The sequence below is a fragment of the [Actinomadura] parvosata subsp. kistnae genome, from assembly GCF_900323885.1.
GTDB lineage: Bacteria > Actinomycetota > Actinomycetes > Streptosporangiales > Streptosporangiaceae > Nonomuraea > Nonomuraea composti.
Map to the genome: position 1 here is coordinate 578,830 of NZ_OOHJ01000015.1, position 15,174 is coordinate 594,003.

The following is a 15,174-nucleotide window of genomic DNA, read 5'->3' on the forward strand; positions in this document are numbered from 1 at the left end:
TTAGGCCGCCATTCCCTCCAGGGCCAGACCGAGATCCTTGATCAATGTCTCCGCGGGCTCCAGGCCGACCGACAGCCGGACGAGGCCGACCGGGATCCCCATGGTGGCCCGCACGCTCTCCTCGGTGGACAGCGCCGGCGCGTTCACCAGGCTCTCGAACCCACCCCACGACACCCCGATCCGGAAATGTCGCAATCTGGCGAGGAACGCCCCCACCTCCGGCCGCGACTCCGTGTCCAGCACCAGGCTGAACAGGCTGGAGAAGCCCGACATCTGCCGCGACGCGATCGCATGACCCGGATGCGACGGCAGGCCCGGATGGTTCACCGACCGCACCGCCGGATGGTCCTGCAAGAACGCCGCCACGGCCAGGCCGCGCTCCTGGTGCGCCGCCATCCGTACCGGCAGCGTGCGCAACCCCTTGATCACCTTGGCCGCGTCGTGCGGCGACATCGCGGCGCCGAAGAGCTGGTACTCGGTCAGCGCCAGCGGCCTGATCAGCCGCGCCGGCCCCGCCACCACGCCGCCCACCAGGTCGCTGTGCCCGCCGATGTACTTCGACAACGAGTGCACCACCAGGTCCACCCCCATCGTCAGCGGCTTCTGGAACAGCGGGGTGGACCACGTGTTGTCCATCACCGTCACCAGCCCCCGCTCCCGTGCCCACCCCGTCACCTCCGCGATGTCCACCACCTGGTAGGCCATGTAGGAGGGCGACTCGAAGTACAGTAGGCGGGTGCTCGCCTTGATAGCGCTGTCACCTTCCGCGAGGTCCCTGACATGCGTGTGCGTGACCCCGAACTTCTCCAGGTAACGCAGGAACTGCGTGGTCGGCCCGTAGACCGCCCCGAGCACCAGCACGTGATCGCCCGCCGACACCAGGGAGGAGATCGTCGCCGAGATCGCGCCCATGCCCGACGCGAAACATTTGGCCCGCTCTCCCCGCTCCAGCGCCGCCAGCTTACGCTGGGCGAGATCGACCGTCGGGTTGGTCCCCCGCCAGTAGACGTAACGCTCGTCCTCGTTCCTGACGGCCTCGCCGAGCTCCTCCGCCGTCGCGAACGTGAACACCGAGTTCTCGAACACCGGCGGGTTGACCGCACCCAGCGCCCAAGGCTCGTCCTCACCCAACCGGCCACAGATCCATTCATCATCCATGGGGGCAGACTATGACAACCCGCAGGCCAACCATGGCGGACGTGGCCCGCCAGGCAGGGGTGAGCCTCAAGACGGTGTCCCGGGTCGTCAACCAGGAGCCCCACGTCAGGGCGTCGCTCCAGCGGCGGGTGCAGGCCGCCATCAGCGCCCTCGGCTACCGCCGCAACGAGGCCGCCGCCCGCCTCGCCAGAGGCGCCACCATGCTGACGCTCGGGCTCGTCATGGAGAACATCTCCAACGAGTTCTACTCCCGCCTGGCCGCCGCCGTCGAAGCCGCCGCCGCCGACCACGAGGCCCTCGTCGTGTTCGGCTCGTACGAGGAGAGCGCCGACAAGGAACGCATGCTCATCGAGTCCATGTACACCCGCGGCGTCGACTCCCTGATCGTCGTCCCCTCCGCCGCCGACCACTCCTGGCTGGCCGAGCACGCCGGCCTCACCACCGTCTTCGTCGACCGGGTGCCCGCCGGCCTCGACGCCGCCGACGTGGTGCTGCTCGACGACGTGTGGGGCGGCCGCATCGCCACCGAGCACCTGCTCGCCCGCGGCCACCGCCGCATCGCGCTCATCTCCGACGACGACGGCATCAGCTCCGTCCGCGACCGCGCCACCGGCTACCGCACCGCCCTGACCGCCGCCGGCCTGCCCGCCGACGAGGAGCTGGTCGTCCGCGAGCTGTACGACCCCGCCCGCGTCTCCGGCGAGGTCACCCGGCTCCTCGACCTGCCCTCCCCGCCCACCGCCTTCTTCGCCACCAACAACCGCGCCGCCATCGGCATCCTCCAGGCCCTGCGCGAACGCCCCGAACGGCCCGCCTACGTCGGGTTCGACGACTTCGCGCTGGCCGAGGTGTTCAACCCCGGCGTCACCGTCGTCCGCTACGACACCGCCCGCCTGGCCCGCGCCGCCGTGGACCTCCTCCTCAACCCGTCACCGGCGGCCCGCCGCATCAAGGTGCCGGTGGAGCTCGTCCCCCGCGGCTCCGGCGAACTCCCCCCGCCCTCCTGATCCGGGCCCCAAGATGTGGTCACATCTCCCCCTTCCGCGGCTGAGGCCCGCACCGGGCGGGTAACCACCCCGCTGTACGACGCGCAGCGGGGGTGGACCATGTCCGAGGACGGCACCGGGGCTTCGACCGAGGCCATCGACCCGGACGTCTACCTCGACGTGCCCGTGGTCCTGGTCGACGAGATCACCCTCGACGTGCAGGACCTGCGGGCCAAGGTGTCCCTCCAGGCCGAGGTGCTCGACCTGCTGCGGCTCAGCGTCGGCGCCGACGTCTTCCTCGGCTCCGTCAACCTCACCATCAAGGGCGTCGAGGCGCAGGCGCTGCTGAAGGTGCGGCTGGACAACGTGGCCCGCATCATCGACCGCGTCCTGCAGACCGTCGACGCCAACCCGCAGATCCTGGAGAACCTCACCCGGGGCCTGGGCACCGCCGTCCGCGACCTCGGCACCGGCGCCGGCGGCGCCCTCCGCGACGTCGGCACGGGCGCCGCCTACGCCGTCCGCGACGTCGGCGCGGGAGCCGGCAGCGCGGTCCGAGACGTGGGGGCGGGCGCGGGCGGCGCGGTCCGCGACGTGGGGGCCGGAGCGGGCGGCGCGGTCCGAGACGTGGGCGCCGGAGCGGGCGGCGCCGTCCGCGACGTAGGGGCCGAAGCGGGCGGCGCGGTCCGAGACGTGGGCGCCGGAGCCGGGGACGCGGTCGAGGAGGTCGCACCCGTGACCGGTGACGCGATCCAGGACACCACTAGCACCATCCGGGACGTCGGCGAAGGCGCCACCGAGAACGTCGGCCTTCCGCAGCAGGAGGACCCGGACCCGGCAGCCGCCGACAAGCCGCACCACCACCACCGCTACCACTTCAAACGCCGCCACAACCGCAAGTGAGCACCATCACCATGCCGAAACCAGAGCACCCCACCACCCCGGACGTGGAGATCACCGCCTCCGCCAAGGCCAGGGAGCTCCGCTTCCACGCACCCCCGCAGGTGTCGGTGCACGCGACGGCGGAGCCGACCGGCGAGTGCGCGTGGGGCAGCGACCGCACGAACCTCCCCGACCAGGTCGAGCCGCACGTCACCTACCGCGACATCCACATCGACTTCCGCCTGGCCGCCAGGCTCACGGATCCCCATGCTCTCGCCGACTCCGAGCGACCCACGAACTTCGACCGGCTAGAGGACCCTGCCCCGTTCACCGATCCCAAGCCGCCGTCATCGTAGCCAGCGCGTCCAGTTCGGTCGACGTCATGCCCGCCCGGCCCCGTATCACGCACGCACGCGCGGGCCTGCGTCACGAACGTCCGGCTCGACCTCCCGCACGCCAGGCTCCACGTCATGCACGCGCGGGCCGGCGCTACATCCGGCCTAACAGTTGTCGAGCAGGACCCGACCCAACTCGTCGCGGAGTTCCAAGCTGGCCGTCACCCCGCCGCTCCACCCGCACGCCTGTCATCCCAGCAGACCGAGATACTGTGCGAGGCGCCCCTGGATCTGCGTGAGCAGGTCCTCGCCCAAAGTGCCGGTACGATCCTCCAGCGCGCCGTCTTCAGCAGCGGCTGGACCGCCGGGACCCTGATCCAGCACTTCTTGACGACGCCGCCCTGCCCCCTGCCCAGTTGCACGTCGAAGCGTGTGCGCCGCGAGGTGGATCCGGAGATGGGACAAGCGAGCACGAATGGCCATCCGGCATCAGCGTTGGAATCTCCGCCCGTGACGACCACCACGGGCCGACGCTCGTCATGGACGACCCGTTGCTCCTCCGGAATGAGGCGCACATCCTTGTCAGTGACAAGGTAAACGCCGCCGGCCACGTAAGGGCCCGCCACTATTCCTCCAGCAGGTGCCGGGTCGCCTCGGCTCGGTGTTCGGTGAGCTGCCGGCTCTCCTCGACGAGCCCGTCGACGCTGCCGGGCTCATCCTCGGGCAGAGGATTGTGTCGGGCCCAGGCCCGCAGGCGATCCAGACCGGTGCCGAGGTCGGGGAGCGGTGGCCCGCCGCTCAGATCGAGCCGCGCGTCGGGCAGGCCGCGTGTGATCGCCTCCCGCATCGGCGCCGTCTGGAGCGCGAACTCGTGAAGCTGCCCGGCCGACCATCGCCCGTGTTCAGCGAGCACGGCGTCCACCACTTCGGAAAGGGCGGTGTCGATGACCATCTGCGGTGCGTCGATCAGATGGACGACACCTTCCGTGCACCCGGTGAACGGATCGGCGCGATCTTCGACCTGAATGACGCCGGCTTCACTCAAGCCATGCTCGACCTCCGCGAGGGCACGACTGCACGGCCCTTGGCGACTGGCGCGCCACTCGACTCCCGAGCCGCAGAGGATCCCCTCTTCGGCCGCACGCAGGTCGACGAGATAGAGCAGCCCGGCGAGCTTGGCGCGGCTGAGCCGCACACCAGCGGCGCGGGCCACCGCCAGCAGATAGGCGACGGCCGCTGCTGGACCTGCCAGAGGCGGAGACACCGGCACGAGGTCCAGTGTAGGGACCGCTCTCATCATGACCGCCTCCCATCAATCGAACGCGCGTTTCAATATACCATTACGTGGTCATGAAAATACCGTCAGTGATGACGGTGCTGAAGAACCTTCGCTTGTGCTCAGGACGAGCGGGGCCGCCAGTCGCCGCGGTCGAGGTCGAGGTCCTCCGGGGTGTGCAGCCGGACCATGGTCCTGGCCACGCCGGCCGGCACCCGGTGCGGGGTGAGGAACGACGCGGCCACCATCACGGTGAACGCGATCGGCACCGTCCACGCCGCCGGCTGGGCCAGCAGCGCCCCCGTCAGCCCGGCCTGGGGGCCGCCCACGATCGTCACGAGGACGGCGGCGCAGGCCAGCCCGCCGCCCACGAACAGCCCGGCCAGCGCCCCGGTCGTGGACAGGCGGCGCCACCAGATGCCCAGCACGAGCAGCGGGCAGAACGACGAGGCCGCCACGGCGAAGGCCAGCCCCACCACGTCGGCCACCGGCAGCGCCCGCGCCCACAGCGCCAGGGCCAGCGGCACCGCGACCGCCATCAGGGTGGCGATCCTGAACGAGCGGACCCCGCCCTTGAGCAGGTCCTGGGCGATCACGCCGGCCACGGAGACGGTCAGGCCCGAGGAGGTGGACAGGAAGGCGGCGAACGCGCCCGCGGTGACGAGCGCGGTCAGGAGGTCGCCGAGGGTGCCGCCGATCATGCGCGACGGCAGGGTCAGCACGACGGTGTCGGTGCGGACGAGGTCGGGCGCGTACATGCGGCCGAGCCACCCGTACACGGCGGGCAGCAGGTAGAAGGCGCCGAGCAGCGACAGCACCACGAGCGTCGTGCGGCGGGCGGCCCGCCCGTCGGGGTTGGTGTAGAAGCGGACGAGCACGTGCGGCAGCCCCATCGTGCCCAGGAACGTGGCCAGGATCAGCGAGTACGTCGAGTACAGCCCGTACTCCTTGCTGCCGGCGAGCGGCACCTGCCAGGTGGCGGCGTCGGTGGCGCTCACGCCGGGCGCGCCGTCGGCCTGCCAGGCCATCAGCAGGAACACCAGCGGCACGGCCAGCGCGGTCAGCTTGAGCCAGTACTGGAACGCCTGCACGAACGTGATCGACCGCATCCCGCCGGACAGCACGTTCACCGCCACGACGACCGCGACCAGCAGCCCGCCCACCCACACGGGCGCGCCGGTGATCGTGCGCAGCACCAGGCCAGCGCTCTGGAACTGCGGCATGAGGTAGAGCCAGCCGATCAGGACGACGAGCACGCTGGCGGTGCGGCGCACGGTCATCGACTCGAGCCTGGCCTCGGCGAAGTCGGGCAGCGTGTACGCCCCGGACCGGCGCAGCGGCGCCGAGACCAGCACCAGCAGCACGAGGTACCCGCCGGTCCAGCCGACGGGCAGCCACAGCATGTCCACGCCGAAGGACAGGATCAGCCCGGCGATGCCCAGGAAGGACGCCGCCGACAGGTACTCGCCGCCGATGGCCGAGGCGTTCCAGAGCGGGCTGACCGTGCGGGAGGCGACGTAGAAGTCGGACGTGGTGCGCGAGACCCTGATCCCGAACGCCCCGATGAGCACGGCCGCGACCACCACGACCAGCACCGCCGTCAGGCTCATCCGACCGGCTCCGCGCCGTCCGTCCGGTGCCCGGTCATCGGCGTTCGACCAGCTCGGCGAAGTGCCGCTCGTTGCGCTCGGCCTGGCGGACGTACAGCCAGGCGCCGATGACGAAGGCCGGGTAGATGAGGCCGGCGAGCACCGCCCACGGGAGCGGCACGCCGAGCACGTGCACCTCGCGCAGCTCGGGGATCAGCAGGAACAGCAGCGGCAGCCCGCCGACCACGCACGCCAGCACCGTGCACACGAACAACGCCAGCCGGAACTGGGTGCGCAGGAGGGAGTGCATGTAGACCTCGCCGAGCCGGGTCTGCTCGTCGATCTCCCGGGTGGCGGGGTAGCGGGGGCGCCGGGCGGCGGCGGTGCGCGGGCTGGTGACGGCGACCCGGCGCGGCACGTCGGCACGCCCACGCGAGGCGTCGCGGCGCTCCTGGGGGGCGTCCGGACGCCCCCGCCGCGAGGCGGGACGTCCGCGCGGGACAGGGACGGGGGCAGCGACAGGGGTGACCGCCGTGCCGGGCGCTGTTCGGAGCTCATTCCTGCCTGCCGCCCTTCCTGGCCCGCCGCACCAGCAGGTCGCGCAGCTCGCGCGTGTGCCGGCGGCTGACGGGGATCTCGGTGCTCCCGACCCGTACGGTGCAGCGGCCGGAGTCGATGTGCAGCTCCTCGATGTGCTTGACGGCCACCAGATGGCTGCGGTGCACCCGCACGAACCCGGCCGTCGACCACCGCTCCTCCAGCGTCGCCAGCGGGATGCGGACGAGGTGGCTGCCGCCCGCGGTGTGCAGGCGGGCGTAGTCGCCGTGCGCCTCCACGTACATGACGTCGGCGCTGGAGACGAACCTGGTCACCCCGCCCAGCTCGACCGGGATCGTGTCGCTCTCGCCCACCTCGACCGGCACGTCCGCCGAGACGGCGACGCGCCGGATCGCCTCCGCCAGCCGCTCCGGCCGCACCGGCTTGAGCAGGTAGTCCTCGGCCTTGATCTCGAACGCGTCCACCGCGTGCTCCTCGTACGCGGTCACGAACACCACGCGGGGCGGGTTGGCGAACTGCGACAGCAGCCGCCCGAGGACGACGCCGTCGAGGCCGCGCATCCTGATGTCGAGGAAGACGGCGTCGATGGGCCGCCCGTCGGCGATGGCGCGGTCCAGCAGGCGCAGCGCCGCCGCGCCGTCCCTGGCCGTCGCCACCTCGCCGATCCGCGGGTCGGCGCGCAGCAGGTACGACAGGTCTTCCAGCGCGGGAAGCTCGTCATCGACCGCCAGAACCCGGAGCCCGCTCACATTTCCTCCTCACGACGAGAGTGATGAAAGCACGTAACAGACGTCAAGGCCGTCACAGCCTGGTCACAGCTCCGCCAGGGCTCACCGCCGACGCCGGATGCGGGCCCCAGGACGCCCCCAGGACGTCCTTAGCGGGCGGAGACGCCCGGGTGGTACTTGGGCAGCCGGATGTTGACCTTGCAGCCCGCGCCGCGCGCCGTCTCGACGACCAGGCCGTACTCGTCGCCGTACACCTGGCGCAGCCGCTCGTCCACGTTCGCCAGCCCGACGCCGCCCGCCGGGGTGATCTCGCCGGCGAGGATGCGGCGCAGCCGGTCGGGGTCCATGCCAAGGCCGTCGTCCTCGACGCTGATGCGGCACTCCGCGCCGGCGTCCTCGGCGATGATCGTGATGCGGCCGACGCCGTTCTTGCTCTCCAGGCCGTGCCGGACGGCGTTCTCGACCAGCGGCTGCAGGCACAGGAACGGCACCGCGACCGGCAGCACCTCGGGCGCGATGCGCAGCGTGACCTGGAGCTGGTCGCCGAACCTGGCCCGCTCCAGGATCAGGTACCGGTCGATCGAGCGCAGTTCCTCGGCCAGCGTCGTGAACTCGCCGTGCCGCCGGAAGGAGTAGCGGGTGAAGTCGGCGAACTCCAGCAGCAGCTCCCTGGCCCGCTCCGGGTCCGTACGGACGAAGGAGGCGATCGTGGTGAGCGAGTTGTAGATGAAGTGCGGCGAGATCTGCGCGCGCAGCGCGCGTACCTCGGCCTCCATGAGCAGCGTGCGCGAGCGGTCCAGCTCGGCCAGCTCCAGTTGCGAGTCCACCCAGCCGGCCACCTCCTGCGCCGCCCGCACCAGCCCCGCCGAGGCGTTCTGCCCGTACGCGGCCAGCGCCCCCACCACCCGGTCGTCGGTCGTCAGCGGCACCACCACCGCGTGCCTGATCGGGCATTCCAGCAGGTCGCAGTCGATGGTCAGGACCTGCGTGCGGCCGTCCTTCAACGTGGCCGCCGCATGGTCGAACGCGTGCTCGGCGTGGTGGTCGTCGCCCTCGCCGTCGTACACGAGCAGGCGCTCGCCGTCGGTGATCGCGAGCGCGGCCGAGCCGAGCAGCGCACGCAGGTGCTTCGAGGCCCGCTCGGCGCCGTCGGCGGTCAGGCCCGCCCGCAGCGGCGGCCCGGCCAGCGACGCGGTGTGCAGCGTCTCGAACGTGGCCCGCTCCGCCGGGCTCGTGCCCAGCTCGCGGCGGCCCCGCATGACCCGCCACAGGACGATCGCGGGCACGCCGACGAGCACGGCGACGACGGCCACCCCGACCAGGTACTCCACGCGGCCAGAGCCTAGCCCCTTTCCCGCCCCCGTCGGGCCGGCCACCTCACGCCCCTCTTCCCCCCGCACTCCGGTGCTGTCTTTCTGGGGAGGAGGGGGGTCGGCGCCGCCCTTCAAGGAGAGGACGGCAACGGCCACCCTCCAAGCACAGGACGGCGACGGCCGCCCCTCCGAGCACAGGACGGCGATGGCCGCCCTTTGCGAAGGGCGGCGGGAGCACAGGGCCCTTCGGCGATGGGCATCGGCTGCGACGCAGGCGGCACCCGACGGAGGCAGGGGGAAAGCGGCGCGGGCCGGCGGCAAGGCGCAGCCCGCAGCAGGCGGCAGGCGGCGTGAGCAGGCGCGGGCGCGGGCGCAGTCGCCGGGCAGCAGCTGGGACGCCAGGGCGGCTCTCAGCAGCGGGCGGCAGCCGGCAACGCCAAGGCGGCTGTCAGGGGCGGGCGCCGGGCGGGGCGCATCCCCTGTACCCCTGCCGGCGCGGGGGCGGCGGCTCGGGGTCAGAGGGCCTTGGAGATGAGGTCGGTGTAGGACTGGGCCTCTTCGGCCGAGTCGTACTTCGTGCGCGGCCAGAAGAACCCGCGCAGCCCGTCCTTCTTGTTGCGCGGCACGACGTGCACGTGCAGATGGGCCACGCTCTGGCTGATGCGGTTGTTCATGGCCACGAACGTGCCGCCGGCCTGGAGCCCCTGCTCGACGGCCCGCGCCATGGCCTGGACGCGTTGGAAGAACGGCCCGACGTCGGCGAGGTCGGTGAGGGTTTCCACGTGGGTGCGGGGCACGACCAGGACGTGCCCCTTGAAGACCGGGCGGGTGTCGAGGAAGGAGACGGCCACCTCGTCGGAGGCGACCATGTAGGCGGGCCGTTCCCCGGCGATGATCTCGCAGAACAGGTCGGTGCTCACCGACCGACCTTATCCGCCGGCCGGTCGCGGAAGGCGGTCCAGCTCGTCATGTTGGGCCCGGACCATGCGGCGGGGGCGTGCAGGTAGTGCTCGCCGACACGGTCGCGCAGCCGCGCGGGCACGTCCCCGACAAGTACTTTGGCGCCCCGGCAGTGGTAGACGAGCGCGCCCGCGCGCTGCCCCATGGCCATCCACGGCAGCCACGGCGAGACGCGGCACCAGGAGAACACGCACGGCACGTCGGGAATGTCCGACTCGATGTCGGCGGCGGAGGCGAAGAACTGGAACAGCTCCATCGCGCGGTAGGTGTCGCTCGCGGAGTTGTCGGGGTAGTCGGCGACCTTGAGCGGCGACGGGTAGGCGAGGCGCACGTCGACGTTGTAGACGATCTGACCGCCGAGCCGGGTCTCGGGCACCGGGTAGGCGCCGAGCCGCTGGTTGACGGGGTCGTTGAAGACGTGCATGACCTCGACCTCGCGCCCGGTGATCGGGTTGGCCCAGGTGTCGAGCACGTCTCTGGTCTTGGGGTCGAGGTAGAGGGCGGCCTCGCGGGTGAGGAGCTGCCAGCCGCCTTCGGCCTCGACGGCCCTGGCCACGTTGAGCCCCTCGAACCCGAACAGGTGGTGCGGCCCGTCGTCGTCCTGCCAGCCGTAGACGTCGCCGGTCCAGTACGAGATCGTCTCCGCCCCGTCGGAGGAGGCGCGAACGCGGATGAAGTCCATGATCCGCAGCCTAGCCCGTCACTTCGCGACAATGTGTTGCTATGTTAGGGACATGGTGTCGCTAACTGAGGAGACACAGCGCCAGAGCTGGCTCCCCCTCGTCGTCCTGGGCGTCGGCATGTCGATGATCGTCATCGACGCGACGATCGTGAACGTGGCCGTCCCCACGATCATGGCCGACCTCGGCCTCTCGGCCACCGACGTCGAATGGGTGAACTCGATCTACTCGCTGGCCTTCGCCGCCCTGCTCATCCCCCTCGGCCGCGTGGGCGACGTGCGCGGCAGGCGCAGGACGTTCCGGATCGGGCTGGTGATCTTCCTGGCGGCCAGCCTGCTGGCGGCCACGGCGGCCGGCGGGGCGCTGCTGATCGGCGCGCGGGTGCTCCAGGGCGTCGGCGCGTCCATGGTGGTGCCGATGACGCTCGCCGTCGTCAACGCCCTCTACACCGGCACCCGCAGGACGGTCGCGTTCGCCGTCTGGGGCTCCGTCATCGGCGGCATGGCGGCGCTCGGGCCGCTGCTCGGCGGCTGGGTGGTGACGGACCTCGGCTGGCGCTGGGCGTTCTGGGTGAACCTGCCCATCGGCCTGCTCGTCCTGCTCGGCACCCTCAAGGTGCCCGAGTCGCGCGACCCGCGGGCGGGCGGCGCCGACGTGCCCGGCCTGCTGCTGTCGGTGATGGGGCCGTCGGCGCTGGTGTTCGGGCTGATCGAGGGCCAGACGTACGGCTGGTTCACAGCCGCCGACGGCTCCGGCGGGCTGTCGCCGGTGCCGCTCGCGTTCGCGCTCGCCGCCCTCGCGCTGCCCGCGCTCGTCCTGGTCGAACGGGCCAGGGCCCGCGCGGGCCGGCCGGTCGTGCTCGACCTGTCCCTGTTCGCCCTGCCCTCCTTCCGGTACGGTGGCGCCACCGCGATGATCGTGATGCTCGGCGAGTTCGGCCTGATCCTGGTGCTGCCGCTGTTCCTGCAGTCGGCCATCGGGTTCACCGCGTTCGAGACGGGGCTGATCGTGGCCGCGCTCGCCGCCGGCACGTTCCTGGCCGGTGGGGTGGTGCCCAAGCTGCGGTTCGCTCCGCGCGTCATCGTGCGGCTCGGGCTGGCGCTGGAGGCCGGCTCGGCGGTCGCGATCGGCCTGACCGTCTCCCCGTCGATCGGCCCGTGGTCGCTGGTGCCCTGGCTGGTCACGTACGGGATCGGCATCGGCTTCGCCTCGGCCCAGTTGCCGAACGTCATGCTCGCCGTCGTGCCGGCCAGGAAGTCCGGCGCCGCGTCCGGCCTGCAGAGCGCGATCCGCCAGCTCGGCGCCGCGATCGGCGTCGCGGTGCTCGGCGCGGTGCTGGTCACGGGGCTCGGCACCGCCATGAACGACCGCCTGCCCGGCCACCCCGAGCTGGCGCGTGCGGTCCGCGAGAGCGGCGGCACCGCCATCCCCGCCATCCGGGACCCGGCGCGGCACGCGGCGGCCGTCGCCGCGTCCGCCGACGCCACCCGCCGGGTCACGATCGTGACGGGGCTCGTGCTGCTCGCGGGCGTCGGGGCGACGTTCCTGCTGCCCGATACTGGGGGGAGACGACGCGAGGAGGAGTGAGCCCGGGTGCCCAGGATCAACGCGGCCACGGTGGCCGACCACCGTGCCACCCAGCACGCGGCCCTGCTGTCGGCCGCCATGGAGATCCTGGTGGCCGACGGCCCGGCCGCCCTCACCCCGGCGGCCGTGGGGGCGCGGGTGGGCCTGGCCCGCTCCAGCGTCTACCGCTACTTCTCCTCCACCGCCGACATCCTGGCCCAGCTCGTCGAGGACGCCATCCCCCGCTGGGCCGAGCGGCTGGCGGGCGCGACGGCCGGCGAGGCGGGGCCCGCGGCCAGGATCCGCGCGTTCGGGGAGGTCACGCTGTCGTTCGTGACCCATCCCGACTACGCGCTGCTGCGCGCGCTCACCAGCGTGGAGCTGCCCCAGGAGTGCCAGAACCGGCTCGACCAGCTCCACGAGACGCTGATCGCCCCGCTGCGCGACATCGTCGCCGAGGCCGGGCACGAGCGCCCCGACCTGGTGGCGCACCTGGGGTGGGCCATCCTGGGCGAGGCGCAACGGCGGCTCGCGGCGGGCGCGGACCCGGAGCCGACCACGAGCACCACGCTCGCGGTGCTGTGCCGCGCCCTGCTCCCCTGAATTTCGGCCAGCGAGCGCCGGCGACCGGATATTCGTCAGCGGGCGCCGACGACTCCAGCTTTCTCAGCGGGCGCTGACGACGGTCACGGCGAAGATCGCCTCGCCCGACTGCTGTTTGCTCTCCTCCGTCGTGGGCGTCTTGTCCTGCCCGCACCGCCAGCAGTCACGCAGCCTGATCTCGGTCGTGCCCGGCTGCTTGCCGTTGAAGACGAAGTAGGTGGTGCCGCCCGACCCCGGCCCGCCGCCGTCGCTCTCGTGCTCCTCACTGATGAACGAGGCCACCTTCGCGTCGGGCACCTCCACCAGGTCCCAGCTGTCGCCCACGGACGCGTTCTCAGGGACGCTGAGCGAGAACCGCTGCCCGGAGCGCACCTCGACCCGCACGGTCGCGCCCTTGGCGCCCTTGACGACCTTGCCGTAGTCGCTCACCGCCGACCCGCCGCCGCACCCCGCCGTCAGGAGGACGAGCAGGGCTGCGGCAAGCGTTCGGCGTATCACTCTGGAAGGTTATCGGCCTTGGGCGGGTCTCGTGGCACCGCGTACGGCTCCCGCTCGGCCGGCTGCCCTTCGGCGATCCTGCGCTGCCTCATCAGCTCGGCGTCCAGCTCGGCGCCGAGCAGCAGCACCATGTTCGACAGCCAGAGCCAGACGAGGAACACCACGACCGCGGCGAGCGTCCCGTACGTCTTGTCGTAGGAGGCGAAGCGGGATGCGTACAGGGCGAAACCGCCGGAGACGACCACCCACAGCAGCACCGCGAGCAGCCCGCCCGGCGACAGCCAGCGCACGCCCGGCTGGCGGACGTTCGGCGCCGCCCAGTACAGCACCATGATCATGCCGGCGGCGACGAGCGCGAGGACGGGCCACTTGAGCACGTTCCACGCCGTCACCACCGCGTCGCTCAGGCCGAGCGCCGCGCCCGCGGCCTCGGCCAGCTTGCCCGTCAGCGTGACGGCGACGGCGCCCACCGCGAGCAGCACGGTGGTCAGCACCGTCAGCGCGAGCCTGAGCGGGGTCACCTTCCAGAACGGGCGGCCCTCCTCGATGTCGTAGATCACGTTGCCGGCCCTGATGAAGGCGGCCACGTAACCGGAGGCCGACCACAGGGCGACGAGGAGCCCGGCGACGGCGACGATGCTCGCCGTCTGGTTCGTGCCCTGGACCGCCTCGACGCCCTGCTGGATCACGTTACGCACCTCGGCCGGCGCCACCTGGAGCAGGCTGCCCACGACCGCGGCCGCGTCCTGCCTGCCCAGCAGGCGGAACAGGGACACCAGCACGATCAGCGCCGGGAAGATCGACAGCACGGCGTAGTACGTCAGCCCCGCCGCCAGATCCGGCACCCGGTCGTTGCGGAACTCGGCGACCGTCCGCCGTAACACGTGCCACCACGCGCGGCGCGGCAGCTCGGCGGGATGGTCGGGGACAGCTCGGGGGGAACGCATACGATTCCTACTTGGTCATCACCCTGCGGCGCCGCATCATCCGGCGCACCGCGAACGCGGCCACCGCGCCGACCACCGCGATCAGCAGCACGGGCCGCTTCCTCGCCTCGGCGGCGGCGTCCTTGACCTGGTCGGGCGTGCTCTCGCGCACCTTGCCCGCCATCTCCGACGCCTTGCCCTTGACCAGCTCGGCCGCGTCGGCGGCCCGGTCCTTCGCGACCTCGGCGGCGTGGCCCGCGCGGTCCTTGGCCACCTCGGCCGCGTGGCCCGCCCGGTCCTTGGCCACCTCCGCCGCGTGGCCCGCGCGGGCCTTCACGTCGGCCTTGGCCGCGAGCTGGCTGACGGTCTCGCCCATTTCTCTGCGCGTCTCCTGGATGTCCTTGCGCACGTCGTCCTCGTCCTCCTCTTCCTCGTCGTTCCCGCGGCCCGCGCCGCTGCCCAGGGACTCCTCTTCCGTCCGCAGGTGCTCGACCGCTTCGGAACGCTCGTCCTGGATGGGGGCCTCGGGGATGAACGTCTCGTGTTCCTGGCGGGCCGCCTCGGCCCTGCGCGCGTTGTCCGCCGCCTCCGGCCTGGTCGGAGGGACGTTGATGGACTCGCGCTCCGTCGGCGTGCCCACCGTGGCCCGGTGCGCTCCGACGTCACCGGCGTGCTGTTGGCTGTATCCCGGGTCCGTCTCGCTCATCGCCGTGCCCTCTCCTTGACCATGTCGATGTCGGCCTTGACGCTCGCGATGGCCTCCTCGGGGACCGGCGGCGTGGCCCGTTTGACCTCGTTCTTGCCGAAAAGCCCGAGCACGGCGGCGGCGATGAACAGCGCTCCCGCCACGATCGCGGCGGCCGCCCACCCGGGCAGTACCAAAGCGAGGAGCATGACGACGGCGGCCACCAGGGCCGCACCGCCGAAGAACGCGGCCATTCCCGCCGCGCCGAACAGGCCCGCGCCGAAACCGGCGCGCTTGCCCTTCTCCGTGAGCTCCATCCTGGCCAGGCGAAGCTCATCCTTGACGAGCCTGGAGACCTGCTCGGAGAGATCGTTGACCAGTTTGTGAGTGTCGTTCACGACGTTCGCCTCCTCCAATGAGGAAGGCGACTA

General features: G+C 71.9%; 17 protein-coding genes. 5 read left to right on the forward strand and 12 right to left on the reverse strand.

Annotated features, from left to right (window positions below; all coding sequences use genetic code 11):
- The gene (locus KIS93_RS17365; RefSeq protein ID WP_080036611.1) at nt 1-1,158 is read right to left on the reverse strand and encodes a trans-sulfuration enzyme family protein; all 1,158 of its coding nucleotides are present in this window, start codon (nt 1,156-1,158) and stop codon (nt 1-3) included.
- Between the two features lie 11 nt (nt 1,159-1,169).
- Here KIS93_RS17365 and KIS93_RS17370 point away from each other — a divergent pair, with 11 nt between their 5' ends.
- The 3 genes from KIS93_RS17370 (at nt 1,170) to KIS93_RS17380 (ending at nt 3,382) form a co-directional block, all read left to right on the forward strand.
- Entirely contained in the window at nt 1,170-2,165 is a 996-nt protein-coding gene (locus tag KIS93_RS17370) for a LacI family DNA-binding transcriptional regulator (RefSeq protein ID WP_080036610.1), read from the forward strand.
- 99 nt (nt 2,166-2,264) lie between these two features.
- Nucleotides 2,265-3,047: a TrbL/VirB6 family protein gene (locus KIS93_RS17375; protein ID WP_222107508.1), complete on the forward strand. Its 783-nt coding sequence runs from the start codon at nt 2,265-2,267 to the stop codon at nt 3,045-3,047.
- An 11-nt stretch (nt 3,048-3,058) separates the two neighbouring features.
- The gene (locus KIS93_RS17380; RefSeq protein WP_186404286.1) at nt 3,059-3,382 is read left to right on the forward strand and encodes a hypothetical protein; all 324 of its coding nucleotides are present in this window, start codon (nt 3,059-3,061) and stop codon (nt 3,380-3,382) included.
- 604 nt (nt 3,383-3,986) lie between these two features.
- Here KIS93_RS17380 and KIS93_RS17390 read toward each other — a convergent pair.
- From KIS93_RS17390 to KIS93_RS17420, 7 genes are all read right to left on the reverse strand, one after another.
- Nucleotides 3,987-4,631, reverse strand: a complete 645-nt coding sequence (locus tag KIS93_RS17390; protein ID WP_155126429.1) for a hypothetical protein — start codon at nt 4,629-4,631, stop codon at nt 3,987-3,989.
- Nucleotides 4,632-4,759: 128 nt separating this feature from the next.
- Nucleotides 4,760-6,247, reverse strand: coding sequence for a sodium/solute symporter (locus KIS93_RS17395; protein WP_080036607.1), 1,488 nt, complete (start codon nt 6,245-6,247; stop codon nt 4,760-4,762).
- A gap of 34 nt (nt 6,248-6,281) precedes the next feature.
- On the reverse strand, nt 6,282-6,644 hold the full coding sequence (locus tag KIS93_RS17400; protein WP_080036606.1) for a hypothetical protein: 363 nt from the start codon (nt 6,642-6,644) through the stop codon (nt 6,282-6,284).
- Between the two features lie 136 nt (nt 6,645-6,780).
- The gene (locus tag KIS93_RS17405; RefSeq protein ID WP_080036605.1) at nt 6,781-7,533 is read right to left on the reverse strand and encodes a LytR/AlgR family response regulator transcription factor; all 753 of its coding nucleotides are present in this window, start codon (nt 7,531-7,533) and stop codon (nt 6,781-6,783) included.
- Nucleotides 7,534-7,661: 128 nt separating this feature from the next.
- Nucleotides 7,662-8,843, reverse strand: a complete 1,182-nt coding sequence (locus tag KIS93_RS17410) for a histidine kinase (protein ID WP_080036604.1) — start codon at nt 8,841-8,843, stop codon at nt 7,662-7,664.
- 497 nt (nt 8,844-9,340) lie between these two features.
- Nucleotides 9,341-9,745 (reverse strand): HIT family protein, encoded by a 405-nt coding sequence (locus tag KIS93_RS17415; protein ID WP_080036603.1) that lies wholly within the window; start codon nt 9,743-9,745, stop codon nt 9,341-9,343.
- The gene (locus KIS93_RS17420; RefSeq protein ID WP_080036602.1) at nt 9,742-10,467 is read right to left on the reverse strand and encodes a DUF1838 family protein; all 726 of its coding nucleotides are present in this window, start codon (nt 10,465-10,467) and stop codon (nt 9,742-9,744) included. The genes KIS93_RS17415 and KIS93_RS17420 overlap by 4 nt, the downstream gene beginning before the upstream one ends.
- A 52-nt stretch (nt 10,468-10,519) precedes the next feature.
- Here KIS93_RS17420 and KIS93_RS17425 point away from each other — a divergent pair, with 52 nt between their 5' ends.
- Together KIS93_RS17425 and KIS93_RS17430 are read left to right on the forward strand one after the other, a co-directional pair.
- On the forward strand, nt 10,520-12,052 hold the full coding sequence (locus tag KIS93_RS17425) for an MFS transporter (protein WP_080036601.1): 1,533 nt from the start codon (nt 10,520-10,522) through the stop codon (nt 12,050-12,052).
- A gap of 6 nt (nt 12,053-12,058) precedes the next feature.
- Complete coding sequence (locus KIS93_RS17430) at nt 12,059-12,634, forward strand: TetR/AcrR family transcriptional regulator (protein WP_080036600.1); 576 nt, start codon at nt 12,059-12,061, stop codon at nt 12,632-12,634.
- A gap of 63 nt (nt 12,635-12,697) precedes the next feature.
- On the opposite strand, the gene KIS93_RS17435 is transcribed toward KIS93_RS17430, so the two are convergent.
- Genes KIS93_RS17435 through KIS93_RS17450 form a run of 4 tightly spaced genes read right to left on the reverse strand, consistent with a single transcriptional unit; the run spans nt 12,698 to nt 15,141 of the window.
- Nucleotides 12,698-13,132 (reverse strand): protease inhibitor I42 family protein, encoded by a 435-nt coding sequence (locus KIS93_RS17435; RefSeq protein ID WP_080036599.1) that lies wholly within the window; start codon nt 13,130-13,132, stop codon nt 12,698-12,700.
- Nucleotides 13,129-14,079: a YihY/virulence factor BrkB family protein gene (locus KIS93_RS17440; protein WP_080036598.1), complete on the reverse strand. Its 951-nt coding sequence runs from the start codon at nt 14,077-14,079 to the stop codon at nt 13,129-13,131. Before KIS93_RS17440 ends, KIS93_RS17435 begins: the two co-directional genes overlap by 4 nt.
- 7 nt (nt 14,080-14,086) lie before the next feature.
- Nucleotides 14,087-14,764: a DUF3618 domain-containing protein gene (locus KIS93_RS17445; protein WP_080036597.1), complete on the reverse strand. Its 678-nt coding sequence runs from the start codon at nt 14,762-14,764 to the stop codon at nt 14,087-14,089.
- Nucleotides 14,761-15,141, reverse strand: coding sequence for a phage holin family protein (locus KIS93_RS17450; protein WP_080046444.1), 381 nt, complete (start codon nt 15,139-15,141; stop codon nt 14,761-14,763). Before KIS93_RS17450 ends, KIS93_RS17445 begins: the two co-directional genes overlap by 4 nt.
- Nucleotides 15,142-15,174 lie beyond the last annotated feature (33 nt).

What these genes read in the sequence shown, in the direction of transcription:
- KIS93_RS17440 (WP_080036598.1), bottom strand. Translation starts at nt 14,079, where the DNA reads ATGCGTTCCCCCCGAGCTGTCCCCGACCATCCCGCCGAGCTGCCGCGC.
- KIS93_RS17370 (WP_080036610.1), top strand. Translation starts at nt 1,170, where the DNA reads ATGACAACCCGCAGGCCAACCATGGCGGACGTGGCCCGCCAGGCAGGG.
- KIS93_RS17395 (WP_080036607.1), bottom strand. Translation starts at nt 6,247, where the DNA reads ATGAGCCTGACGGCGGTGCTGGTCGTGGTGGTCGCGGCCGTGCTCATC.
- KIS93_RS17420 (WP_080036602.1), bottom strand. Translation starts at nt 10,467, where the DNA reads ATGGACTTCATCCGCGTTCGCGCCTCCTCCGACGGGGCGGAGACGATC.
- KIS93_RS17365 (WP_080036611.1), bottom strand. Translation starts at nt 1,158, where the DNA reads ATGGATGATGAATGGATCTGTGGCCGGTTGGGTGAGGACGAGCCTTGG.
- KIS93_RS17380 (WP_186404286.1), top strand. Translation starts at nt 3,059, where the DNA reads ATGCCGAAACCAGAGCACCCCACCACCCCGGACGTGGAGATCACCGCC.
- KIS93_RS17445 (WP_080036597.1), bottom strand. Translation starts at nt 14,764, where the DNA reads ATGAGCGAGACGGACCCGGGATACAGCCAACAGCACGCCGGTGACGTC.
- KIS93_RS17375 (WP_222107508.1), top strand. Translation starts at nt 2,265, where the DNA reads ATGTCCGAGGACGGCACCGGGGCTTCGACCGAGGCCATCGACCCGGAC.
- KIS93_RS17425 (WP_080036601.1), top strand. Translation starts at nt 10,520, where the DNA reads ATGGTGTCGCTAACTGAGGAGACACAGCGCCAGAGCTGGCTCCCCCTC.